Annotated in this window: 23 protein-coding genes; 4 read left to right on the top strand and 19 right to left on the bottom strand. The window is 29.1% G+C overall.

Annotated features, from left to right (window positions below; genetic code table 11):
* Position 1 precedes the first annotated feature (1 nt).
* The 11 genes from pglE to ELQ06_RS04855 form a co-directional block, all read right to left on the bottom strand.
* Entirely contained in the window at positions 2–1,162 is a 1,161-nt protein-coding gene (gene pglE / locus ELQ06_RS04905; protein WP_052797665.1) for a UDP-N-acetylbacillosamine transaminase, read from the bottom strand.
* A 97-nt stretch (positions 1,163–1,259) separates the two neighbouring features.
* Positions 1,260–1,850 carry a UDP-N-acetylbacillosamine N-acetyltransferase gene (pglD, locus tag ELQ06_RS04900; RefSeq protein WP_002899503.1) on the bottom strand — a complete coding sequence of 197 codons (591 nt, stop codon included), beginning with the start codon at positions 1,848–1,850 and terminating at the stop codon, positions 1,260–1,262.
* The gene (pglC, locus tag ELQ06_RS04895) at positions 1,837–2,439 is read right to left on the bottom strand and encodes an undecaprenyl phosphate N,N'-diacetylbacillosamine 1-phosphate transferase (protein WP_002852766.1); all 603 of its coding nucleotides are present in this window, start codon (positions 2,437–2,439) and stop codon (positions 1,837–1,839) included. The genes pglD and pglC overlap by 14 nt, the downstream gene beginning before the upstream one ends.
* Positions 2,432–3,562, bottom strand: a complete 1,131-nt coding sequence (gene pglA / locus ELQ06_RS04890) for a N,N'-diacetylbacillosaminyl-diphospho-undecaprenol alpha-1,3-N-acetylgalactosaminyltransferase (RefSeq protein ID WP_052797664.1) — start codon at positions 3,560–3,562, stop codon at positions 2,432–2,434. Before pglA ends, pglC begins: the two co-directional genes overlap by 8 nt.
* A gap of 9 nt (positions 3,563–3,571) precedes the next feature.
* Positions 3,572–5,713, bottom strand: coding sequence for an undecaprenyl-diphosphooligosaccharide--protein glycotransferase (gene pglB / locus ELQ06_RS04885; protein ID WP_052797663.1), 2,142 nt, complete (start codon positions 5,711–5,713; stop codon positions 3,572–3,574).
* A gap of 3 nt (positions 5,714–5,716) precedes the next feature.
* Positions 5,717–6,814, bottom strand: coding sequence for an N-acetylgalactosamine-N,N'-diacetylbacillosaminyl-diphospho-undecaprenol 4-alpha-N-acetylgalactosaminyltransferase (pglJ, locus tag ELQ06_RS04880; RefSeq protein ID WP_052797662.1), 1,098 nt, complete (start codon positions 6,812–6,814; stop codon positions 5,717–5,719).
* On the bottom strand, positions 6,802–7,731 hold the full coding sequence (pglI, locus tag ELQ06_RS04875) for a GalNAc(5)-diNAcBac-PP-undecaprenol beta-1,3-glucosyltransferase (protein ID WP_002866141.1): 930 nt from the start codon (positions 7,729–7,731) through the stop codon (positions 6,802–6,804). The genes pglJ and pglI overlap by 13 nt, the downstream gene beginning before the upstream one ends.
* Positions 7,724–8,803: a GalNAc-alpha-(1->4)-GalNAc-alpha-(1->3)-diNAcBac-PP-undecaprenol alpha-1,4-N-acetyl-D-galactosaminyltransferase gene (pglH, locus tag ELQ06_RS04870; RefSeq protein WP_079460084.1), complete on the bottom strand. Its 1,080-nt coding sequence runs from the start codon at positions 8,801–8,803 to the stop codon at positions 7,724–7,726. The genes pglI and pglH overlap by 8 nt, the downstream gene beginning before the upstream one ends.
* Positions 8,800–10,494 (bottom strand): ABC-type lipopolysaccharide transporter PglK, encoded by a 1,695-nt coding sequence (pglK, locus tag ELQ06_RS04865; protein ID WP_002890469.1) that lies wholly within the window; start codon positions 10,492–10,494, stop codon positions 8,800–8,802. Before pglK ends, pglH begins: the two co-directional genes overlap by 4 nt.
* Positions 10,488–11,474: a UDP-glucose 4-epimerase GalE gene (gene galE, locus ELQ06_RS04860; RefSeq protein ID WP_134237480.1), complete on the bottom strand. Its 987-nt coding sequence runs from the start codon at positions 11,472–11,474 to the stop codon at positions 10,488–10,490. The genes pglK and galE overlap by 7 nt, the downstream gene beginning before the upstream one ends.
* Positions 11,475–11,532: 58 nt before the next feature.
* On the bottom strand, positions 11,533–12,327 hold the full coding sequence (locus tag ELQ06_RS04855; RefSeq protein ID WP_052797660.1) for a 3'-5' exonuclease: 795 nt from the start codon (positions 12,325–12,327) through the stop codon (positions 11,533–11,535).
* Between the two features lie 65 nt (positions 12,328–12,392).
* Here ELQ06_RS04855 and waaC point away from each other — a divergent pair, with 65 nt between their 5' ends.
* The 3 genes from waaC to ELQ06_RS04840 are packed head-to-tail and all read left to right on the top strand — an operon-like array spanning position 12,393 to position 14,987.
* Positions 12,393–13,421 carry a lipopolysaccharide heptosyltransferase I gene (waaC, locus tag ELQ06_RS04850; protein ID WP_052797659.1) on the top strand — a complete coding sequence of 343 codons (1,029 nt, stop codon included), beginning with the start codon at positions 12,393–12,395 and terminating at the stop codon, positions 13,419–13,421.
* Entirely contained in the window at positions 13,411–14,289 is an 879-nt protein-coding gene (gene htrB / locus ELQ06_RS04845; protein WP_052797658.1) for a lipid A biosynthesis lauroyl acyltransferase HtrB, read from the top strand. Before waaC ends, htrB begins: the two co-directional genes overlap by 11 nt.
* A complete protein-coding gene (locus ELQ06_RS04840) occupies positions 14,286–14,987 on the top strand; it encodes a glycosyltransferase family 2 protein (RefSeq protein WP_052797657.1) in 702 nt (233 codons plus the stop codon). The genes htrB and ELQ06_RS04840 overlap by 4 nt, the downstream gene beginning before the upstream one ends.
* On the opposite strand, the gene ELQ06_RS04835 is transcribed toward ELQ06_RS04840, so the two are convergent.
* Genes ELQ06_RS04835 through ELQ06_RS04810 form a run of 6 tightly spaced genes read right to left on the bottom strand, consistent with a single transcriptional unit; the run spans position 14,980 to position 20,636 of the window.
* Entirely contained in the window at positions 14,980–16,050 is a 1,071-nt protein-coding gene (locus ELQ06_RS04835; protein ID WP_052797656.1) for a glycosyltransferase, read from the bottom strand. The two genes, ELQ06_RS04840 and ELQ06_RS04835, sit on opposite strands and share 8 nt — an antisense overlap.
* Positions 16,031–16,810 carry a glycosyltransferase family 25 protein gene (locus ELQ06_RS04830; protein ID WP_052797655.1) on the bottom strand — a complete coding sequence of 260 codons (780 nt, stop codon included), beginning with the start codon at positions 16,808–16,810 and terminating at the stop codon, positions 16,031–16,033. Before ELQ06_RS04830 ends, ELQ06_RS04835 begins: the two co-directional genes overlap by 20 nt.
* Complete coding sequence (locus tag ELQ06_RS09040; RefSeq protein WP_052797654.1) at positions 16,807–17,739, bottom strand: glycosyltransferase family 2 protein; 933 nt, start codon at positions 17,737–17,739, stop codon at positions 16,807–16,809. The genes ELQ06_RS04830 and ELQ06_RS09040 overlap by 4 nt, the downstream gene beginning before the upstream one ends.
* Entirely contained in the window at positions 17,732–18,622 is an 891-nt protein-coding gene (locus ELQ06_RS04820) for a glycosyltransferase (RefSeq protein ID WP_079460085.1), read from the bottom strand. Before ELQ06_RS04820 ends, ELQ06_RS09040 begins: the two co-directional genes overlap by 8 nt.
* An 11-nt stretch (positions 18,623–18,633) precedes the next feature.
* On the bottom strand, positions 18,634–19,776 hold the full coding sequence (locus tag ELQ06_RS04815) for a glycosyltransferase family 8 protein (RefSeq protein WP_052788765.1): 1,143 nt from the start codon (positions 19,774–19,776) through the stop codon (positions 18,634–18,636).
* A 50-nt stretch (positions 19,777–19,826) separates the two neighbouring features.
* Positions 19,827–20,636, bottom strand: a complete 810-nt coding sequence (locus tag ELQ06_RS04810; protein ID WP_052797652.1) for a glycosyltransferase family 2 protein — start codon at positions 20,634–20,636, stop codon at positions 19,827–19,829.
* A gap of 58 nt (positions 20,637–20,694) precedes the next feature.
* On the opposite strand from ELQ06_RS04810, the gene waaF reads away from it, so the two are divergent.
* The gene (gene waaF / locus ELQ06_RS04805) at positions 20,695–21,654 is read left to right on the top strand and encodes a lipopolysaccharide heptosyltransferase II (protein ID WP_052797651.1); all 960 of its coding nucleotides are present in this window, start codon (positions 20,695–20,697) and stop codon (positions 21,652–21,654) included.
* Here the strand turns inward: waaF and gmhA are convergent.
* Both gmhA and rfaE2 read right to left on the bottom strand, forming a co-directional pair.
* Entirely contained in the window at positions 21,635–22,195 is a 561-nt protein-coding gene (gmhA, locus tag ELQ06_RS04800; protein WP_002877119.1) for a D-sedoheptulose 7-phosphate isomerase, read from the bottom strand. The two genes, waaF and gmhA, sit on opposite strands and share 20 nt — an antisense overlap.
* Positions 22,192–23,085: D-glycero-beta-D-manno-heptose 1-phosphate adenylyltransferase (gene rfaE2 / locus ELQ06_RS04795; protein WP_134237479.1), on the bottom strand; the 894-nt coding region annotated here is incomplete at its 5' end. The genes rfaE2 and gmhA, both read right to left, overlap by 4 nt.

Below are 23,085 nucleotides of genomic sequence, written 5' to 3'. Positions count from 1 at the left end.
TTTAAGCCTTTATGCTCTTTAAAATCAGTTTTGAAATTTCATAAACATCATCTTTACTCATCGCCGTACCACTTGGCAAACAAATTCCTTTTTGGAAAAATAACTCACTATTGCCATTAAGATAAGCCTTAGCTCCTTTAAATACTTCTTGAGTGTGCATGGCTTTCCATAATGGTCTTGTTTCTATTTGTTCATTTTTCAAATCTTCTATGAGTTTTGAAATTTTTGGATGCAAAGTAATATTTTTTTGACTGATATTTATATCTTTTTGACAAGCATTAAGTTCATTTTTATCAAAATCAATCAAAGCTGTACTTAACCAACGATTACTTCTTGAATTTTCTAACTCATCTAAAAAGCTAAAATGCTCTCCTAAAAATTCTTTATACCACTCATAAATTTCTCTTTTTTTAAGCACTCTTTGTTCTAAAACCTCCATTTGTGCTACACCAATAGCTCCTAAAACATTGCTTAAACGGTAATTATAACCATAATCTAAATGTTCATAATGCAAACAATTTTCCCTTGCTTGAGTGCTGTAAAATCTTGCCTTTTCAATCTTTTCTTTATTTTTTCCTATAAGCATACCTCCACCTGAAGTGGTGATGATTTTATTACCATTATAAGAATAAGCTCCAAATTCTCCAAAAGTTCCTAAAGCTTTATTCTTATAAAAACTTCCTAAAGCTTCGGCAGCATCTTCGATTAAAACAATGTCATTTTCTTTGCAAATTTCAACAATTTCATCCATTTTTGCAGCATTACCATAAAGATGAGTTAAAATCAATGCTTTTGGTTTTTTTTTACATTCTTTAATAGCAAGCTTTAACAGATCTACATCGATATTATAAGTTTCATCACAATCTATAAATACAGGTTTTGCTTTAAGATAACAAATAGGTGCTACTGAAGCGATAAAAGTAAAAGAAGAAGCCAAAACAATATCATCTTGTTTTACCCCCGCCACCCTTAAAGCTAAATGCAAAGCCGCTGTAGCTGAATTTAAAGCTAAGGCATTTTCACTTTTGCTATAATCTTTTACACTTTGTTCAAAGCGATTTACAAATTCACCCAAAGGTGCTATATAATTACTTTTGAAAACTTCTTCTATGTATTTTAATTCATTGCCGCCCATATGCGGAGGAGAAAGAAAAAATCTCATGATTTATCCTTTGTATAAAACAAAATTTTTATAAATTGACTCTATTTTACCTAAAAAAATTTACAAAGAATCAAACAAAAATCTTTTTATAATCATTTCATATTTTTCTTTTTGCAGGCACTCCCACAAAAACACCTTTTTCATCTTGACTTTTAACCAAAGTTGCTCCACCACCCAAAATACTATCATCTGCTAAGCTTAAATTAGGCAAAACACAAGAATTAATCCCTAGAAAACAATTTTTACCGATTTTTACATTACCTGCACATTTAGCCCCCACACTCACATGAGAAAATTCCCCTATCATGCATTCATGTTCAATCACACTTGAAGTATTTAAAATCACGCCTTTTTCTATTTTGGCTTTAGCATTAACTACTACATAAGGCATGATTAAAATTCCTGCATTTTCTTCCACACTTGCACTAGGACTTATAAGCGCGCTTTTATGAATAAGATTAACGATTTTAAAGCCATTTTCTGAAATTTTTTGATAAATCTTTTTTCGAATTTCATTGTTTCCTATGGCTATAAAAATATCATATTTTGGCAAGGTGCTTTCAAATTTCATTCCTTTAAAATCATCTAAAAAAATACATTCTTTATAACCCATATTTTTAGCCACATCTTCACAAACAAGCCCATGACCACTAGCACCATAAATATAAATTTTTTCAGTTCTTGCCATTAAATTTCTCTGTTGTAACATGGCCTTCTTTGCTTACCCCACTTCGTTTTAAAACCTTTAAAGCTGTTAAAAACATGATTTTTAAATCAAGCAAAAAAGAAATATTTTTCACATAATACACATCAAGTTCGAATTTTTTCTGCCAAGAAATAGCATTTCTGCCATTTACCTGCGCCCATCCTGTTATACCTGGACGCACTTTATGACGCAATTTTTGCTCTTTATTGTAAAGAGGCAAATACTCAACCAAAAGAGGTCTAGGCCCCACAAAACTCATATCCCCTTTTAAGACATTAAAAAGTTGCAAAAGCTCATCCAAACTTAAGCTTCTAACGATTTTTCCAAAAGCTTTTAAGCGAAGTTCATCGCTTAATAACTCACCCTTTTCATCTCTTTCATCACTCATGGTTTTAAATTTATAAATTTTAAAAATTTTTTCATCTAACCCGGGACGATTTTGGGTAAAAATCACACTTCCTTGAGTGATTTTTAAAAGCAAAGCAGTGATTAAAATCACCGGAGAAAAAAGCACCAAAAGCACTAAAGCTAAAATAAAATCAAAAATTCTTTTAAAAACTTTTTCATACATTCTTAATTACCCTATCATAAAGTTTTAAATAACGCTGTGCGATTATATTTTCATCGTATTGTAAAGCATCTTGGGCGGCATTTTTAGCTAAATTTAATCTTAATTTTTCATCTTCTAATAAAAGTGAAATTTTTTCGCTTAAATCTTTAGCATTTTTTGTTTTTGCCCAAAGTCCATCATAAGCATTAGAAATAGCCTCTACACAACCTTCACAGTCACTTACCACTATAGCCTTACCACAAGCTTTTGCCTCCAAAACACTTACAGGAAAGCCTTCTTTATAGCTTGGCAAAACAAAAATATCACAATTTTGTAAAAGCTCGACTATATCACTTCTAGCACCCAAATAATGCACCACACCCGAGTTTAAAAACTTCAAACTTGCACAAGAAGGATTTTCATCTCTTCCACCAACTAAAACAAAATTTGCTTTGTCTTTTAGCATAGCAGCACTTTCATAAAATTCTTTTACACCTTTATGCCATAAAGCTCTTGCTATCATAAGCACAATGGGTTTTTTATCTATGTTTAAATTTTTCCAAAAAAGCTCTTTTTTTTCCGATTCTACATAAATAGGAAAAAATTTTTTTAAATTGATCCCTACAGATTTTATCACGCAAATTTTATTTTCTTTAAGTCCTAAATTCCGCATAAACTCAGCATTACTTTCATTGACAAAAATAAATTGGTGTGCAAATTTAAAACTTAATTTATAAAGACTATTAATAACAAAACGCACTAAATTTGCCTTAAAACCTTGATCTATATAAAAAGATCCCAAGCCTTCTACTAAGGCAAAACGATAAGGAATTTTTGCCCATTTTGCTGCTAAAATTCCAAAAGTATTGCTTTTGTGTGCTGCACTTTGAATAAAATCAAGATTTAAATTTTTCAAAACCTTAGCAAGATAAAAAAAATTCTTTAAAACCACAAAAGGATTTAAACTAGCTCTTGAAAACTCATAAACAATTACTTTTAAGCCAAGATCTCTAAGTTTTTGCGTGTATTCATCTTGCGGCACTATAACAAAAACTTCGTCTTTTCTATCTTTTAACGCTTTTATAATAGGCATTCTAAAATGATAAATACTCGCTCCTGCATGTGATAAAAATCCTATTCTCATTTTCAACCCTTAAATTTTAAGTTTAAAAACCTTAGCATCTCTAGAATTAATCACCAAGTCAAATAAATTCTTATCATAATTTCCCAAAAAAAACATTTGCACATAAGCACTATTAAACATGGTTTTATCCATTAAAATAAATTGTGCATAAGGAATAGCACTATCCTTTAAATAAAAAATATAAAACTGAGCCTTATCATCGATTGGAGTGATTTTGTATTCACCTTGTTTAATAGAATTAATCTCTACGATACTATTTACAGAAACCACATTATCACCTATTTTAAAACTTCTAAAATCATCGCTTAAAACCACTCCGTTGCTAAGATAAATTTCTCCATTTTTAACATCAAGTGGATAAGCTGTGCTAAAAGTAAAAGGTTTATCCAAAACTCCTGTATCTAAATTAATAAAAGAAAAACTAGCCACCGTAGAAAAAATCAAAGACATTCTAGCGGGCATATAAAGATAAATATCACGAGTTTTTGGCGTATCGATTTTAAAATCAGGTTTTGATAATGAAGCTAGAAACAAATCCACATTGCTTTGATTATAATCTTTCATCATGGCTTGCAAAATGTCTGTTTTTAAAATATCATTCTGCGGAGCATAAAAGCTTTTTTCTGTATATTCTACACTAAGTCTTGCCATATTAGCTGCAGCTTGTTCATCTTTACTTAAAGCAAAAGAAGGGAAAAAATTATCCTTACCTAAATGCTTTCCACCATCTACTAAAGTTTTCACATCGCTATAATAACGCACAGGATAACCATAATCCCACCAAGTTACCACATAATCTTCTCTATTGGCTATATTTTTTAATTGATTTAATAATGATGCTTCATTTTGAGAAAAAACTGTTGGCGCTTTATAGTTGTAAATATGGATAAATACTGGAGCCAAAGTCAAAATAGTTGCAAAAACAATACAAACATTTGAAGTTAATTGGCTATATTTTTTAACCAATATAGCCTTAAACTCGCTCAATAAAAAACCAAATCCTAAAGCCATTACAGGTACAGAATAAATGGTAAATCTAAGTCCTCCTTTTAAGGCTAAAAACCCAAGCACCAATATAGGTAAAGCCATAATCATACTTTTATGTTTTCTCAAAAGCCATACAAAACCAAACAAAGAAAACAAGAAAACAATTTCACTACCACTAATTCTTCGCATAAATTCGCTAAAATCTACATTTTCAACTTCTTGTATGGTTTGATTAACATTAAAATACATAAAGCCCTGTGTTAAATTCGCACTTTCATCACTTCTAAAAATATAAAATTTAAGCTGATAAAGTATGGGATCAACCCCGCCACTTAAAATCAAAAATATCAAAGTTGCACTACCTAAAATTCCTATAATCATAAAATTTAAGCGTTTTTGCTCTAAAGCAAATAAAGCAAAAAGTATTACTATAACGGCACTTTGATAAAACCATGCTATATTTGAAAGAGTAAGAGAAGACAAAATCACAGCTATATAAAAAATCTTTTCTTTTCTATGAAAAATAAGTGTATAAATTAAAAAAAGTCCAATTAAAGCTACATTTAAAGTATAGCTTGAAGGATACCACCAAAGATAAATTCCTATAAATAATGGCAAGGCAATCAATGAAAAAAAGTCTTTTTTTAAAATCATTCTTATCATAAAAAATAAAATAAACATAGGTAAAACAATTACCAACATATCCGTATCATAATACCCACTCATAGTGCGATTATAATAACTGTTTGCTACACTTGCTAAAAGAGCAGCTACAAAACCCATTAAAGGACGTTTATATTCATTAGCTAGTAAAATAATAGGAATCACCACCAAAGAAGATAAAAAAGTACTCATATATAAAATGATACTTTCAAAAGAAAAAGGTGTGATTTTATAAAGCCAATAAGTAAGCGTAGATAAAGAAGATCCATAATAACTCAAATCATTAGGCTGATGAAAACCTGCTATCATATCTCTTGCGCCCTCAGCAAAGGCATAGCCATCGTTTGAAATGATCATTAATTGATTATTGAAAAAATACTCATTAAACTCACTTGCCCACCAAATCCAGTAAAATCTACACAATACACTAAAAACATAAGCTAATATAATCATCGCAAACAAAACTAAATAAGGGTTTTTTAAATACTCTTTTTTCAACATCTTTTATCCTAATAAATATTTCAAAGCATCGCGTGCAATTTTTACTTTATCAAAGGCTTTAGCCCTAGTTTTAGCTTTGTTTTTATACGCTTTTCTTAATTTATCGTCTTCAAGCATAGTTTTTAAACCCTGAAACATAGAGTTTTCATTATCTACTTCTACTAAAAGTCCAAATTCATCATCGCCAAAAAGCTCTCTTGCACCACTTTTATGATCAGTGCAAACCACCGCACAAGAACAAGCCAAACTTTCGATTAAAACATTTGAAAAACCTTCAAACACAGAAGCAAAAGCAAAAAATTCGCATTTAGCCATGTATTTATAAGGATTATTATCAAATCCTAAAAGCAAAACCTTTTCTTCCAAATTTAATTCTTTAATCAAAGTTAAAAGCTCATCTTTAAGCACACCTTCACCTAAAATCACAAGCTTTAAATCTGTTTTCAATCTCGCATAAGCACGAATTAATAAAGCATGATTTTTACCTTTATCAAGCCTACCCACACTTAAAATAAATTTATCTTTTAAAGCTATATCTTCAAGAGCTTTTTGCTCTATGTTTTCTAAATCGATGGCATTGTATAAAATTTCACATTTTTTTGGTTTTATACTAAAATTTTGCACTAAATCTTCTAAATTTCCCTTAGAATTAGGCAAGATTAAATCAGCTCTTGGATAAAGTAAAGAAATTAGAAATTTATTTGCCAAAGAATTAAAATTATTTTTCGCATACATCACACTTGGCGTAGTGCATTCATTGATCACAAGGCGAGTTTTGTTTCCAAACATTCTTGCCATTAAAGCTATATAATTAGGTCGATTTAAAAAAACAAATTCTGTATCAATACCCAAATTTCTGCAAAGTTTTTTGTATTTTAAAGCCAAAAAAGGTAGTTTTAAAAATTTCAAAATAGGATTTTCACTAGGTTTTGAACATTCTAAAAAATGAATTTGACACTCTGGAATTTCATAAGAAATTTTATCATTCATCAAGATCAAATGCACTTCAAATTTCAAACTTAAAATAGGCAATAAAGTCGCCACAACTCTTTCAGCACCACCACTCCCTAAAGAATAAATAAAAATGCCTAATTTTTGCATAAAGCCACCCGAATTTTTGATAATTTTTCAATCATATTATTTGGAATTATACTTAAAATGAGTAATATCAAAGCAGGAGCATTGATTTTTATACTCAGGCTTTTAAACAAACATTTATAAAGGGCTTTATAATTTTTTGCCAGTTTTGCATAATAAGCTGCCATTTTATAATAACTCGCACAAGTTTTTTTATAATCTTTATCCTTACTCATTCTAAGTTCATTTTCTAAAATTTTAGCAAGCTCTAAATATCCCAAATACACCCTATGAGCATTTTTACTCGCCCCTAAAGTCACGCTATCTTGCCTAAAAATCCTATAAATCCTAAAAGCCTTATGGATATAAAAACTTTTTTCCTTGTATAAATTTACCCAAAGCGTGGCTTCATTGCCATAAAATTCTTCATTAAAACGCTTGTTTTCAAGTAGAGATTTTTTAAAAACAGAAAAAAACTCTCCGCTAAATTTAGCCATTAAAAAATCTTTTTTAGAAATTTCACTATCTTTTTCCAAGCCCTTGCCGCTAAATTCCTTGCTTAAATTTCCTTCTTTTTCTATCAAACAATTTCCAAAAACATGAGCATAACCCTCATTTGCTTTTTGCATCAAGGTGCTTAAAGCCCCAGATAAAAGTTCATCATCATCATCTAAAAAAGTTACAAACTCGCCACTTGCTTGATCTAAGCCATTATTTTTATTGCCATTTGGGCCTTGTTTGTAATTTTGATTTAAAAAATACTTAATGCGATCATCATCTTTTTGTAAATTTTGCACCACACTTTTAGTATCATCGCTAGAATTATCATCGCTTACAATAATTTCTAAATCTTTAAAATCTTGATTTTGTATGCTTTTAATAGCCTTTTCTAGTAAAACTTGACGATTAAAAGTTGGTACTATAACAGAAAGTTTAGGCATTTTTAACCTCAGCTATAAGCTTAAGCCATTCTTCTTTGATATGAGAAATTTCAAAGTCTTTACACCTTTGTTTGGCATTATTTACAAGTTCTTTTCTAAAATTTTCATTATTTAAAACAAGTTCAAGTTTTTTAGCAAGTGCTATTTCATCATCACAACCTATCAAAAGCCCATCATGATTATCTTTGATTAAATCCTTAGCACCATTATAATAAGAACTTGAAATTCTACAAACCTCAAAATACAAACTTTCAATTAAAACCGTTGGCAAACCCTCTACAAAAGAACAAAGACAAAGCACTTTTGCTTTTTCATAAAGAGTCTTGACATTTTCAACTCGTCCTAAAAAATCAACTTTTATTCCTAAAGATTTTACCTTGTATTCAAGTTCTTGCCTTAACTCTCCATCTCCTGCTATAACAAATTTATAATTTTCTTGCAAATTTTTATCCAAATGCGCTATAGCTTTTAAAAACATTGCAGGGTTTTTGTTGTGATCTAAACGCCCTATAAAAAGAACCAAATTTTCCTTTTCAAAACTAGAATCAAAAGGAATTTCATCGCTAAAATGACAAGGGTTTAATAAAAGCTTAACCCTTTTTACAAATCTTTCATAATACACCTTATCACTGCTTCCAAGCACACTTAAAGCATCACAAAAAGGATAGCTTACCCTTCTTAAAAAACGCCAAATTTTAGGTTTTAAATACGCTTCATTGCTATGCTCACTTATAATGAGTGGAGTTTTAAACCCTATTTTCGCAGCAATACAAGCAATATTAGTCGTATCCAAAAAAGAAATAAAAACATCAGCCTTACTTTCTTTCAAAGCCTTTCTTAAAGCAAAAAATTTCTTAAAACGACTTGCGATTTTATGATAAAGCGTATCAAATCTAAATTGTTCTAAACTTGTAACTTTAACTTCATTTTCAAGCTTATAAAAAGATTCTCCTGCATGAAATTTAATAATACTTACTTCATGCTCTTTGCAAAGTGCATTAACTAAGGTTACTAAAACACGCTCAGCGCCTCCTGAATTTAAAGTTGCGATAATAAAGCTTATTTTCATCATTTCTCCTCTTTAAGCTTACCGTGTTCTAAACGATAAACCTTATCACATTGCGTTATCGTAGAAAGGCGATGTGCGATAATAATCATGGTTTTATCTTTAGAAATTTTATAAATTTCATCCATGATTTTTGCTTCACTTTGAGTATCAAGAGCAGAAGTTGCTTCATCAAGCACTAAAATTTCAGGCTCTAAATATAAAGCTCTTGCTATAGCTATGCGTTGTTTTTGTCCCCCGCTTAAATTACTCCCCCCATCACCCACTTTTGTTTGCACTCCTTGAGATAAATTTTTTATAAAATGCTCTAAATTTGCTTGTTTGATAACCCTATTAAGTTTTTCTTCATCAACCGCATCTCCAAAAGTGATATTTTTAGCTATACTGTCATTAAAAAGATAGATATTTTGCGGGATATAGCCTATTTTTTGGCGATAATTTTTTGTATTATTTGCATTTAATTCTTGCTCATCAATTAAAATTTGCCCTTCTTTTGGTTTTAAAAGTCCTATGATAAGATCTACTAAGGTGCTTTTTCCACAACCACTCTCCCCTATAAAAGCGATTTTTTCGCCTTTTTTAATGTTTAAATTAAGATTTTTAAATAAATGTTTTTTTCCCTCATAACCAAAGCTAAGATTGCAAATTTTAAGCTCTTGATTAAAGCTTAATTTTTCCTCGCCCAAATTTTCTTCTTCTTGTCTTAAATTTTGATAAATAATATCCAAAGAAGAATGATAATAAAGCAAATCATGATAACTTGTAATAATACGATTTGCGCTTGGCATTAAGCGATAAAGTGCTAAAACAAAAATAGAAATCGTGGATAAAATACCTGAAATATCACTTTCATTTTTCAACACCAAAAATACCACGATAAAAACAAGTACACAAAAACCTATTCCTTCAAGATAAATTCTAGGCACCGCAGCTACACTTTCGTTGGTAATATTTGCTTTAGAAAAAGCTTCACTTTGCGCTTTAAAAAGACTTAATACTCCATCTTCTTTGGTTTTAAGCTTGATAAATTTAAAATTATTTAAATTTGTATTTAAAATTTCAAAGAAATTTTTCATCGCTTCTTCGCGTCTTACTCCTGCTTTTTTAATGATAGGGCTTAAAATTTTCACTAAAATAAAGGCATTTAACACCATAAAAATACTTAAAAATAAAGTGATTTTATAATTAATCAAAAGCATTAAAGCATAAAGCAAAAGCACTACAAAAATTTCACTCATCAAAAGCAAAAATGATGAAATCATAGTGCTTAGATTATAAACTTCCCCTGTAATGGACTTTAAAATTTCAGATTGATTTTTTTGAGTAAATTTTTCATAATTAATATTTAAAAATTTAGAAAAAACCTTATAAGCGATCGCATGATAACGCCCTTTAGAAAATCTTGCTAAAAGATGAAAATAATACGCATTTAACAAAGCTCTAAACACATAAAAAACAATAAGCCCCACCCCAAAATAAACAATGATTTCAAAAACAGGGATATTAAGATATTCTTTTAAGCTGATTAAATATTTATTACGATCAAAATAAGAAAAATCACTGGCCAAAGTGATAAAAGGCATTACTAAAGAAATTGCAAAAGTTTCTATAAAAGAAACAAATATTGAAAAAACAAGCAAGAAAAATAAAAAATTTTTATCTTCCTTACTTAAAATAAAAAAAAGTTTTTTTAACACTGTTTTTCCCAATCAAAAGCAGATTTGCAAATAAGCTCTAAATCATCATATTTAGGCTGCCAAGAAGTAAGATTTCTGATTTTACTTGCATCAGAAATCAATACACTAGGATCACCTGCACGGCGTGGGGCAAGTTCTACTTTAAAATCCACTCCACTAACTTTTTTCATCGCTTCAATCACTTCTTTTACACTAAAACCGTGCCCATAACCTACATTAAAAACATTACTTTCATTCTCTTGTAAATAATCCAAAGCCGCTAAATGCGCACTTGAAATATCATCTACATGGATAAAATCTCTTATGCAAGCACCATCTTTTGTATCATAATCATCGCCAAATATGAAAAGTTTGTCACGTTTTCCTGCGGCACATTCAGCTGCAACTTTTATGAGCAAGGTTGCTTTTGGATAGCGTTGCCCTAAAGTATAATCCATACAAGCACCTGCAACATTAAAATATCTTAAAATACAATGCTTAAATTCAGGATTTGCCATACTTGCATCACGCAAAACTTCTTCACTCATAAGCTTACTACGCCCATAAGGATTAATAGGTGCTAAAGGACTTGTTTCGCTCACAACGGGAGTTTGTGGTTCGCCATAAGTGGCTGCCGTTGAAGAAAATATAAATTTATTTACTCCAGTTTGCAAACAAGTTTCGATGAGATTTGTTGTATTAACAGTGTTGTTCATATAATATTTTAAAGGGTTTTGCATACTTTCAAAAACTTCAATGCTTGCTGCAAAATGCACAATAGCGTCAAATTTTTCTCTCTCAAACAATGCTTTTACGCCTTGAAAATCACTTAAATCTTGTTCGAAAAATTTAAAAGCTCTTATTTTTTGCAAATCTTCTATTGCGATTTTAGAACCCTTAGAAAGATTATCTAAAACACAAATTTCATGATCTGTTTTTAAAAATTGTCTTAAAGTATGAGAACCTATATAACCTGCACCACCGCTAATAAGAATTTTCATCATCATTCCTTTTTTTAAAAAATGTCAAAAATAAATTTTAATATATTTTCTTAAATACTTAAGATCGAACTTTTGAAATTTCACTTTCACAAGCTTTTGCAAAAACTTCTGTATAAGAACGATCCGATTTTTTTGCACGCAAAAAATCTCTCATATAAGAAAGAAAATTAACATAATCTTCTTCATCAACATTAGCTTTAATAAGTTCATATTTTAAAAAAAGCATATAAGTGTTTAAAACATCGCTTTCGCAATATTCGTGGATTTTTTCAAGTTCATTTTCATAAAAAAGTTTCATCACCTCATCGCCATGCACATCATATTTTCCTGGCAAACCCACCATAGAGCAAAGTGTATCAAGCCTTATTCCACGCCCATTAGATCCTAAGGATTCTAATAAATCACAATGTTTTAATTCTGAAAATCTTGTTTTATAATTATTCCATTTATCACTTTGAGTATCCAAATAAGTTGCTGCTTTTAAATTGTATTTTAAAGCCCTTAAAACGAGAACAGGCATATCGAAATTTTTACCATTAAAACTGACTAATTTTGGCTCATAATTTTCTATAAAATTAAAAAAATTAGCAATCATTTCTTTTTCATTTTGTCCATCAATTTTATTTACTTTGATAAATTTTCCAAAATTATCACTTAAAACCGCACAAATACTGATAATTTTATGATAAGGCAAAGGCAAAAACTCACTCCCACTTTGTTCTTTTTGCCACTGAAGTGCTTTTAAACTTACCTCTAAATCACTTCCTTCAAAACCCAAAGTTTTGCGGATAAGCTCAACATCTGGCACACTCTCGCAATCAAAAACACAAATATAACCTTCATTTTTTGCCATTTTTAACCTTTTTTTAAATAATTTCGCTAAAATCATAGCAAAAATTTTAAAATATTAGGCTTTTAATGAAAATAGCAATTGTTCGTTTGTCAGCACTTGGTGATATTATACAAAGTGCCGTGGTTTTGCAATTTATCAAAAATTTTAAAAAAGATATAGAAATTCATTGGTTTGTAGATGAAAAATTTGAAGGTATACTCAAAAATCATCCTTTAATAGACAAACTCTATGCCCTGCCCTTAAAAGACAAAAAAATTTTAAAAAGCCTAAAAATTCTTCTTAAAGCAAGAAAAAACAACTATAATGCAGTAATAGATCTACAAGGGCTCATAAAATCTGCTATTGTAAGTCGAATTTTAAGTAGAAATAATTTTGGTTTTGATAAAAATAGTCTTAAAGAAAATTTTGCTCATAATTTCTACAACCAAAAACTTGAGTTAGATTACAATGAAAATGTATTTGTAAGATACTTAAGTCTTACCTCCTTTATGTTAAATACTGATTTTAATGTCAAAAATTTAGCCTTTAAACAAGATATTTTTAGCGTAGATGAAAATTTAAAACAACTCTTAAATAATAAACTCAAACTCGACAAAAACGAAAAAAACATACTCATACATGTGGGCTCAAGTGTAGAAAATAAAATCTATCCTAAAACAAAACTTGCTATACTTTGCAAACTTTTAATCAATGAATTTCAACAAACAAAAATTTGGCTCGCTTGGGGAAATGTAAAAGAATACGAATTTGCTAAAGAGGTTTTAAATCTTAGTGGTATTGATGAAACACATATAGAATTAGCGCCAAAATTTAATCTTGAAGAGCTAATGGCTTTTACAAAAATGATGGATCTTATCATAGGAAATGATAGTGGTCCAACACATTTGGCTTTTGCTTTAAATAAGGCATCTATTACGATTTTTGGTGCAACACCAAGCTACCGCAATGCTTTTCAAACTCATATCAATAAAATCATTGATGCAGGTAAAAAAATCCAAAATGCCAAGCATATCGATAAAAGTGATTTTTGTATCACGCGTATAGAAGAAGAAGATATCTTCAAACTTGCCAAAGGCTTACTTAATGAAAAATAGTGATAGAATATATCTTAGTCTTTATTATATTTTGAAATTTTTTGTTACTTTTATGCCTGATTGTATCTTGCATTTTTTAGCTTTGATTGTAGCAAGAATCGCTTTTTATCTTAACAAAAAACACCGCAAAATCATCAATACAAATTTGCAAATCTGTTTTCCTCAATACACTCAAAAAGAACGCGATAAATTGTCTTTAAAAATTTATGAAAATTTTGCTCAATTTGGGATTGATTGTTTGCAAAATCAAAACACCACCAAAGAAAAAATTCTCAATAAAGTAAATTTCATCAATGAAAATTTTCTTATAGATGCTCTAGCTTTAAATCGTCCTATTATCTTCACAACTGCACACTATGGAAACTGGGAAATTTTAAGCCTTGCTTATGCAGCTAAATATGGTGCGATTTCTATAGTAGGGAAAAAGTTAAAAAGTGAAATTATGTATGAAATTTTAAGCCAAAGTCGCACCCAATTTGACATAGAACTTATCGACAAAAAAGGCGGCATAAGACAAATGCTAAGCGCCCTAAAAAAAGGACGAGCTTTGGGAATTTTAACTGATCAAGACTGCGCAGAAAACGAAAGCGTAAGATTAAAATTTTTTAACAAAGAAGTGAATTATCAAATGGGAGCAAGCCTTATCGCACAAAGAAGCAATGCTTTGATCATCCCTGTTTATGCCTATAAAGAAGATGGTAAATTTTGCATAGAGTTTTTTAAAGTAAAAGATTCTCAAAATGCAAGCTTAGAAGAACTGACACTTTATCAAGCACAAAGTTGCGAAGAAATGATTAAAAAAAGACCTTGGGAATACTTTTTTTTTCATAGACGCTTTGCAAGTTATAATCAAGGAATATACTCATGAATATTTCAATAGTAATACTAACTTTTAATAGTCAAAAATATCTTCAAGAAGTATTACAAAGTGTTAATTTTGCCAATGAAATTATTTTAATAGATAGCGGAAGCACAGATGATAGTCTAATAATAGCAAAAGCTTTTAAAAACGTCAAAATTTTTCATCAAGATTGGCTTGGTTTTGGAAAGCAAAAACAATTTGGAGTTGAAAAAGCAACTAATGATTGGATATTTGTTTTAGATAGTGATGAAGTTTTTACTGAAGAATTAAAAGAGGAAGTATTACAAATAATTAAAAATCCATCATTTAAAGCATACAAAGTAGCAAGATTAAATTTTTTCTTTGGAGAAGCAATAACAAAAATGGGGCTATATCCTGATTATAACATAAGATTATTTCATAAAAAATATGCCAAATTTAATGAAAGAAAAGTTCACGAAAGCATAATCTGTCAAGAAAAAATAGGGAAATTAAAACATCATTTTTTACATTATGCTTATGAAAATATCGAGCAATTTATAGATAAGCAAAACAAATACTCAAGTCTAAATCCTAAAAAAAATAACCTTCTTAAAGCTTTAATAAATCCTTATTGGACTTTTTTTAAACTTTATTTTGTAAAATTAGGTTTTTTAGAAGGCAAAAGAGGTTTTATCATAGCAAAGCTTTATGCACAATATACTTTTTGGAAATATATTAAGTAGTTTTAATCATATCAAACAATTCATCCCATTTTTTCATCACGCTTTCTACCTTATGAGATTCAACTTTTTCTTTGGCCTTTTTAACAATTTTTTGCCTTAAGTTTTCATCTTGCATTAAAAGCGATATTTTTAAAGCCATATCATTAAAATCACCCATCTTAAATAAAAGTCCATTATTTTTATCATCGATTAACTCATTTACACCCATATAATCACTACTGATTCTAGCGCATTCATAAAAAGCAGCTTCGATTAAAACTATAGGTAAGCCTTCTTGTTTGGAACATAAGCATAAAATTTTAGCTTTTTCATAGTAAAAACTTAAGTCTTCTATATAACCTACAAAATCGATGTGCAAATTTAAATTTTTAGCAAGCTCCATCAAATTCTTTTTTAAAGAACCTTCTCCTGCTATGATAATCTTCCATTTATTTAAAACATCTTTTTGGATACAAGATAAAGCTTTAATAAAAACATCCACAGCCTTTTCTTCCTCTAATCTTCCTGCATATAAAATAATGTTTTCTTTATCATTTGTATGAATTTGTTTTTTTACACCCGAGGGATTAGGCATGATGATTTTGTTTTTTACAAAAGAATAATATTTAAAATCTTCCCCGGTTAAAACACTTAAATAGGTAGCCAAAGGATATAGTTTTCTTCTTAAACGATTGGTTTTTTTAGACTTTTCTCCAAGATGAAAACCATGCTCGCAAATAATATGCTTGATGCCTATATTTTTATTTGCAAGTAGAGTAAATAAATTGGGCTTGGTTTTAAAAGAAATCATAATATCAGGCTTATACTGTTTTAATTTTTTTTTAATTGCGTACTTATATATGATTTTATTAATAAGTTTATTTAAAAAACGCATGGGAGTTAAAGCTTTAGTGTTGATAAATTCAACATAGGCATTGCTACAAATATCATCATAAGCTAGGGGAGTCTTTTCAAAAAATAACAAAGAAAGCTCGTGGTTTTTGCTCCATTCTTTAACAAGTTGATAAATAACATAACTTACCCCACCTTTGTTAAAATGGTCACTAACAATCAATATTTTCATAAGGTCTAACCTTTTTTAAACTAGGTAAAAAATATTTTATAAAAATATGAATTTTTTTAATATATTTACTTATTTTATTTTTCTTTTTAAGAAATTTTTTATCATCTTGAGTAGAACTTTCAAGCATAAAATTTTCATGCGTATAAACAAGCACAGGAAATAAAGCGTAAGTGTTTAAAACTTTTTCATTACAAGTAAGAGCATCTATAGGCAAATAAATTTTTTCTAAATGAGAAAGCAGTTTTAAGGCTCCATTTTTGGTTATAAAATAACCATAAGTACCGTTACCTCTAGCGACCAAACGACGAATTTTACAATTTAAGATTTTTTTTGCAAATCTTCTTGAGTAAGGACTTTCTATCCTAAAACCATCATCGTTATAAACCTGTCTTTGATGCCCTAATAACAAAAGCTCTAAGTCTTTAGGAAATTCATTAAAATGTTGTAAAAATTCAAGTAAGCTTTCATCAAAATACGCATCATCTTCTAAAATCACAGCGTATTTTAAATTTTCTTGCAATATTTTTTCATAACATTTTTTATGAGATAAAGAACAACCAAGCTCTCCAAGTCCTAATTCTCTTTTATGAAAATTTAGCATTTTTTCATAATCAACTATATTTAAATACTCTTGCTTGCTTATAGCTTTTCCTTCTACGGCTTGGATGATTTCATAATCAAGTTGATATTTTTGACACAATTTACCAATGTATTCTTTTCTTTGTTCTGCTTTTTTAAGATTGATGATAAGAAATTTCATTTTAATTCCATTTCTAATTGTTTTATATATTTTTTTCTTGTTAATTTTATCTTTTTTCTTTTTAATTTTATGAGAATTTTTTTAAAAAAATTATTATAAACAATACGATATTTTAAATCTAATTTATATATAGAAAGCTCGCAAATAAAGTATTGACACAATAAAAAATATATAGAATTTAAAGCATTAGAATATAAATTAAGTTTATGAATAACAAAATTTAAATTTTCTATAAAAAATTTCATCTTATCAAAATTTTTTCTTTCATTGGTTGATGAGCTAATATTTTGCATATTATAATTAATCAGACATTGCTCTAAAGTCACAATACGCTTGCATTCAAGATAATACAAAGTAAGGAGCAATGCATCTTCTGCCATAGTAAGTTTTGGGTTTTCATTGATTTTTTCAAAAGTCTTTAAATATTTTTGTTTTTGAAAAACTTTTGTCCATATACCCCAATTATATATGTTTGAATTAACAATCTGTTTTGCTAAAAATTTCAAATACTCATCAATATTATAATTATTATTAATAAAAAAAATATTTTTTTTCAAAGTTGTATCCAGAGTATTATAATTAAAACATATCAAATCATTATTTTGATCTAAATACTTAGATACTTCCTCACAAGCCTCAAGTTCTAAATAATCATCAGGGTCTAAAAACATGATATATAAAGAATTAGCTGCCTTAACTCCTTCATATCTAGCTCTTAAAAGACCCAAGTTTTTTTCATTGTGAATTATTTTTATCCTTTTATCTTTTTTGGCGTATTCTTTAGCTATATCTATACTTTTATCACTTCCACAATCATCCACTATAATTATTTCTATATCTTTAAAAGTCTGATTGATACAACTTTCTATTGCTTTGGGTATATATTTTTCTACATTAAAAGTTGGCAAGATGATTGAAATTTTAGACATTGTTTTTCTTAAAAATCTTTTTTGGGTGGCGAAAATAAAATCTTATTTTATTTTTTATATTAATAAAAGGAAGGAATTTATCATAATGTTTATCGCAAAAACTAAGATTATAATTTAATTTAAGACATAAATCAAGGATATTGTGCTTTTGAAGTAAAAATCCATAAATACACGATTTATAAAAATGATTTTTATTCATTTTATAAATTCTCCACATTTCAGAAAATAAATGCAAACAAAGTCTGTTTTCATCGAAAATTTTTTTATCTATAAAATCTCTAGTATTACCACAAGAAATTTGACAAGTATCTTTATAGTCTAGAGCATGTTTTTCTAAATCATATTCTTTAACCCATTTAGCTAAAAACCAAGGACCTATAATACCCCAAGGAATTATTTTGTTATCATCAACAATCTTTTTTGCTTCTTCTATAAGTAATTTTCCAAATTCACTTTGTTTTGGGAATTTTAAAAACGAATTAGTGATTGCTTGCTCATTATTTTTTGCAAATTCTGAATTAAAAATATAATCTTGTTTATAATCATAAAAATTTAAACACACCATATCAAGATCCACCCATACCCCCCCCCTGAGATAGAGTAGATTATATCTAAAAAAATCTGAAAAAGAAGCTACTCCAGCTCCCCTATCATCACTAAAATATTCTTCAAAAGGTATGATTTCATTTGCATCTTTAAGTATAAAATTATCAAACAGCTCTTGGAATTTTAAAAAGATTTTATCTTCTAAATTATAAGTATATAGATGGAATTTATACCCATGATCAAGCCAAGATTTAATCGTAAGAATTTCCATTAAACCTATACCCTTATAGCCTTTAGGAGTATACCAAAAACTTGAAATTTTGTAATTTTCTTGCAAATTCATCCTTTTTATTTAAAATAAATTACATATGCTATAAAAATTATATTAATAATATATAAAAACACTATAGCCTTTCGAAGTTTTCTATAGCTTGTTCTTAATGTATAAAGTTTAAATTCTTTTTTAACCCTTTTACCTAAACCATTAACTAAGCTTTCAATTTGTGAATTTTCTATATCTTCCTTTATCTGCATTAATTCCAAAGAAAATTCAGGAGTATTCTTTGCTGCCAACCAATATTCTTTATAAAAGGGATAAGGTATATTCTCTAAATTATCTCCAAAAATACCATAGGATAATTTGTCCCAAGGCTTAGACGGTTCCACTGTAAAATGAGCGATTTTAATATTATTTAGCTCAGTCTTAAATTCATATTGAGTATAATGAAGACTAGAATATTTTGATTGATCTCTAAATAATTTCTTACTATTATTTACATTAGCCACATAATAGGCCAATAACAAATTCCATCTCATAGGCAGTGTTAATACTTCAGTTAAGGCTATATTCAAAGCATCTTGATCGGGATATAAAGTTTTAAATTTTTTTAAAAAATCAATACTCTTATTTTCTATATTATCTCTTCTCCACCTATCAAGATTAACCAGAATAAATCCTGAATTAAAATATTTTTCAATGTTTGAAAATTTATATTTTTCACGCCCTTTAAGGGAAAAGAATACTTTTTTATTTTTTTTATGATTATTTCCATCAAGACAAACCGCTGCTTGATAATTGTTTATATCTACACTTAAAAGCTCTCTTAAATCCCCAAAACAAAGCATATCACAATCCAAATATAAACAAATTTTTAAATCCCGAGGCAAAACGCTGGCCATTTTTATTCTATAATACGCCAAATAATTTCCTCTCCATTTTAACATTCCTTTAAATTCATCATCGTTTAAAATGTGCAATACTATTTTGCAAGGATAAATATCATTTAATTGTTTTTCCAAATTAGAAATTCTAACCTTCATTGATTCTGAAATAAAATCACTCAATATGTGAAAAACATACCCCTCATCTGTATCAAAATTACAAAATTCGGACATAGATTTATTTAAATCTGTTTTTTGTATGATACTCGTCATTAAAACTGCGGCATACTTAATATAATTTTCATTTGCGTTTAAAACTATATGAAACATAACATTCCTCTGTTTAATTAATAAATAATTATATCTAAATTATTTCTTTTTTATACTCTATTTTTTAAATCCATCTCTTCTTTCTTTAAAACCCCAAATAGCTTTTGATGAAAGGTATTATTTTCAAAGTCTAAAGAAAGCTTTTTTATCAACTCATTGCTTTTCTTTTTATCTTGATAATTTTGATTTAAAATTTCTTTATTTTTGTTTTCATATCTTCCATTTGGATTAAATTCATAATGATAAATACAAGTTTTAAAAACAGCTATTTTCTCACAAAACATAAAATAAACATAACAAAAAAGCACATCTTCACCGTAACTCAAACGCTCATCGATTTTAACTTTTTCAAAACTTTTTAAGATGATATCTTTTTTAAAGCACTTCGCCCAAACCGACCAGCAAAAATGCCTTTGTTTGCTTAAAAATTCTAAAAATTCCTTTTGATTAAAAACTTCATCTTGTTTAAAACGATAAAATTGTTTGGTTTTTACTCTATGCACAAAGGCATCAAAACAAAGCAAATCAAAACCTTTTTTTATCTCTTTAAATGCTATTTCACAAGCATCAGGTGTCAAAAAATCATCACTATCTAAAAACATTATAAAATCAGAACTAGAATGCAAAACTCCTATATTTCTACTTGCAAAAGTGCCTAAATTTTCTTCATTTTGAAAGATTTTTATCCTTGGATCTTTTTTGGCAAATTCTAAAACCATATTTAAACTATTATCTTTACTTTTATCATCAATAATCAAAATTTCAATATCTTTTAAAGTCTGATTTATACAACTTTGTAAAGCCCTTGAAATAAAATCGCAAGAATTAAAAAGCGGGATTATGATCGAAAGTTGTGGCATATTTTTCCTAAATTTTGTTAAAATAATAAAAACAATTCTATCAAAGTTTAGGAAATTTATGAAAATTTTTATACATCTTCCCACTTGGCTAGGCGATGCGGTGATGGCTTCACCTGCTTTATGCACTATAAAAGAACATTTTAAAAATGCTCAATTTATCCTTTATGGCTCTTTGGTTTCCACAGCACTTTTTAAAGAATTTCCTAATTCTAAAATCATCATAGAAAATAAACAATCTCGCTATAAACAAGCCCTATCTTTACGCAAAGAACTTGGTAAGATCGATTTTAGCTTTGCTTTTAGATCTGCGTTTTCTTCTAAGATTATCTTGCATATTCTTAAAACAAAGCAAAGATATTTTTTTGACAAAAACAAGCACAAAGAAGAACATCAAGTTTTAAAATACCTTTATTTTATAGAAAACTCACTTAGTATAAAAACTCATTTTAAAGACTTAAAACTTCCCTTTAAGCTAAAATTTCAAAACCCTCTTGTCTTAAAAAATGGCAAAAAAATTCTAGGACTCAACCCTGGCGCAAGCTTTGGAAGTGCAAAAAGATGGGATGCGAGTTATTTTGCTAAAGTGGCTTTAAATTTCAGCCAAAGTCATGAGATTTTAATCTTTGGCGCAGGAAAAGCCGAACAAGAACTTTGTAATGAAATTTATCAAATTTTAAAAGAACAAAACATAAAAGTAAAAAATCTTTGCAATAAAACCACCATCAAAACCCTTTGTCAAAATATCGCCTTTTGTGATCTTTTCATCACAAATGACAGTGGTCCTATGCACCTAAGTGCGGTTTATAAGGTAAAAACCGTGGCTATTTTTGGCCCTACGAAATTTACTCAAACTTCACCTTGGCAAAATCAAAACGCAAAATTAGTACACTTAGATCTAGCTTGTATGCCTTGTATGCAAAAAATCTGCCCTTTAAAACACCACAAATGCATGAAAGATTTAAAGCCTCAAAGGGTTATAGAAGAAGCTAGAAATTTACTTAAAAACCCTCATCTATGATCTGACAAAGTGTGTGTATGATCAAAATATGCATTTCTTGAATTCTAGCCGTATCATCGCTTGGCACGACAAGATTATGATCACAAAGCTTATTCATCATTCCACCACCCTTTCCACTAAGCCCTAAACAAAGCATATTAAGTTCTTTTGCTTTTTTAAAAGCTTCTAAAACATTAGGGCTTTTTCCGCTCGTTGAAATACCGATTAAAACATCATTTTCATTTCCTAAAGCTTCCACTTGTCTTGAAAAAACAAACTCAAAACCATAGTCATTTCCTATAGCACTAAGTGCTGAAGTATCGGTTGTAAGCGCTATACCTGCCAAAGCCTTGCGTTCTTTTTTATAACGCCCACTAAGTTCAGCTGCAAAATGCTGTGCATCAGCCGCACTTCCACCGTTTCCACAAATCAAAATCTTGCCACCTTTTTTAAGACACTCGCACAAAAGCTCTCCTGCTTTAGCGATTTGTCCTTTTAAAATTTCACTTTCTTGAGCGATTTTTTGATGCTCTTGCCATTCTTTTTCCACTAAATTTATCATTTTTTATCCTTAATCTTTTCTATGATCTTACTCGTACTAAATCCTTCTTCAAAGTCGATTAATTCAACCTTTGAAACAATATCCGCACCCACAACAAGCTTATCTTTATAATCAGCTCCTTTAATCAAAATATCGGGTTTTAAAAAGCTTATAAGTTCTAAAGGTGTGTCTTCATCAAAAATCACTACAAAATCTACAAAATAAAAAGCTGCCAACATACAAGCTCTTTGAAACTCTGAATTTACAGGACGACTCTCGCCTTTGAGTCTTTTCACACTCGCATCTGAGTTTAAGCCCACAATCAAAACATCGCCCAATCTTTTAGCTTTCTCAAGGTATTTTATATGTCCAAAATGCACGATATCAAAACAACCATTTGTAAAAACGATCTTTTTATCATTTTGTTTTAAAAGCGTTAAAAGTTCTTCTTTGCTTTTAATTTTTTTCTCAAAATCCACACGATTAAAACTCTTAATCTCATCAAAACTCACACTCATGCTACCTATTTTACTCACTACAACAGCTGCGGCTTCATTGGCAAGTTCGCAAGCTTTAAAAATTTCAATCCCACTTGCCAAACAAAAAGCCAAAACTGCGATCACACTATCGCCCGCCCCTGTTACATCATAAACTTCTAAAGCTTTAGCAGGTGCAATTTTTAAACCCTCATCAAAAAGTGCGATCCCCGCTTCTGAAAGAGTGATGATAGAATAACGCAAAGCAAAATCTTCTTTTAATTTTTTAATCCCTTTTTCTAAATTTTCACCCTCTAAATTTTCAAATTTCAAAGCCTCTAAAGCTTCTTTTTTATTAGGCGTGAGTAAGGTTGCACCGCTATATTTACTAAAATCACTGCCTTTAGGATCAACTAAAACAGGAATATTTAAAGC

It is taken from the genome of Campylobacter sp. CH246, from assembly GCF_004378835.1.
GTDB lineage: Bacteria > Campylobacterota > Campylobacteria > Campylobacterales > Campylobacteraceae > Campylobacter_D > Campylobacter_D jejuni.
The sequence above is the reverse complement of the archived record's forward strand: the minus strand, read 5'-3'. Positions and strand labels throughout refer to the sequence as shown.

Coding starts and splice junctions, on each gene's coding strand:
- galE (WP_134237480.1), bottom strand. CDS start 11,474: ATGAAAATTCTTATTAGCGGTGGTGCAGGTTATATAGGTTCTCATACT.
- ELQ06_RS04835 (WP_052797656.1), bottom strand. CDS start 16,050: ATGAAAATATTGATTGTTAGTGACCATTTTAACAAAGGTGGGGTAAGT.
- pglC (WP_002852766.1), bottom strand. CDS start 2,439: ATGTATGAAAAAGTTTTTAAAAGAATTTTTGATTTTATTTTAGCTTTA.
- ELQ06_RS04855 (WP_052797660.1), bottom strand. CDS start 12,327: ATGGCAAAAAATGAAGGTTATATTTGTGTTTTTGATTGCGAGAGTGTG.
- pglB (WP_052797663.1), bottom strand. CDS start 5,713: ATGTTGAAAAAAGAGTATTTAAAAAACCCTTATTTAGTTTTGTTTGCG.
- pglI (WP_002866141.1), bottom strand. CDS start 7,731: ATGCCTAAACTTTCTGTTATAGTACCAACTTTTAATCGTCAAGTTTTA.
- pglA (WP_052797664.1), bottom strand. CDS start 3,562: ATGAGAATAGGATTTTTATCACATGCAGGAGCGAGTATTTATCATTTT.
- pglD (WP_002899503.1), bottom strand. CDS start 1,850: ATGGCAAGAACTGAAAAAATTTATATTTATGGTGCTAGTGGTCATGGG.
- ELQ06_RS04840 (WP_052797657.1), top strand. CDS start 14,286: ATGAATATTTCAATAGTAATACTAACTTTTAATAGTCAAAAATATCTT.
- ELQ06_RS04810 (WP_052797652.1), bottom strand. CDS start 20,636: ATGCCACAACTTTCGATCATAATCCCGCTTTTTAATTCTTGCGATTTT.
- ELQ06_RS04815 (WP_052788765.1), bottom strand. CDS start 19,776: ATGTTTCATATAGTTTTAAACGCAAATGAAAATTATATTAAGTATGCC.
- pglE (WP_052797665.1), bottom strand. CDS start 1,162: ATGAGATTTTTTCTTTCTCCTCCGCATATGGGCGGCAATGAATTAAAA.
- ELQ06_RS09040 (WP_052797654.1), bottom strand. CDS start 17,739: ATGTCTAAAATTTCAATCATCTTGCCAACTTTTAATGTAGAAAAATAT.
- ELQ06_RS04830 (WP_052797655.1), bottom strand. CDS start 16,810: ATGAAATTTCTTATCATCAATCTTAAAAAAGCAGAACAAAGAAAAGAA.
- pglH (WP_079460084.1), bottom strand. CDS start 8,803: ATGATGAAAATAAGCTTTATTATCGCAACTTTAAATTCAGGAGGCGCT.
- waaF (WP_052797651.1), top strand. CDS start 20,695: ATGAAAATTTTTATACATCTTCCCACTTGGCTAGGCGATGCGGTGATG.
- waaC (WP_052797659.1), top strand. CDS start 12,393: ATGAAAATAGCAATTGTTCGTTTGTCAGCACTTGGTGATATTATACAA.
- htrB (WP_052797658.1), top strand. CDS start 13,411: ATGAAAAATAGTGATAGAATATATCTTAGTCTTTATTATATTTTGAAA.
- pglJ (WP_052797662.1), bottom strand. CDS start 6,814: ATGCAAAAATTAGGCATTTTTATTTATTCTTTAGGGAGTGGTGGTGCT.
- gmhA (WP_002877119.1), bottom strand. CDS start 22,195: ATGATAAATTTAGTGGAAAAAGAATGGCAAGAGCATCAAAAAATCGCT.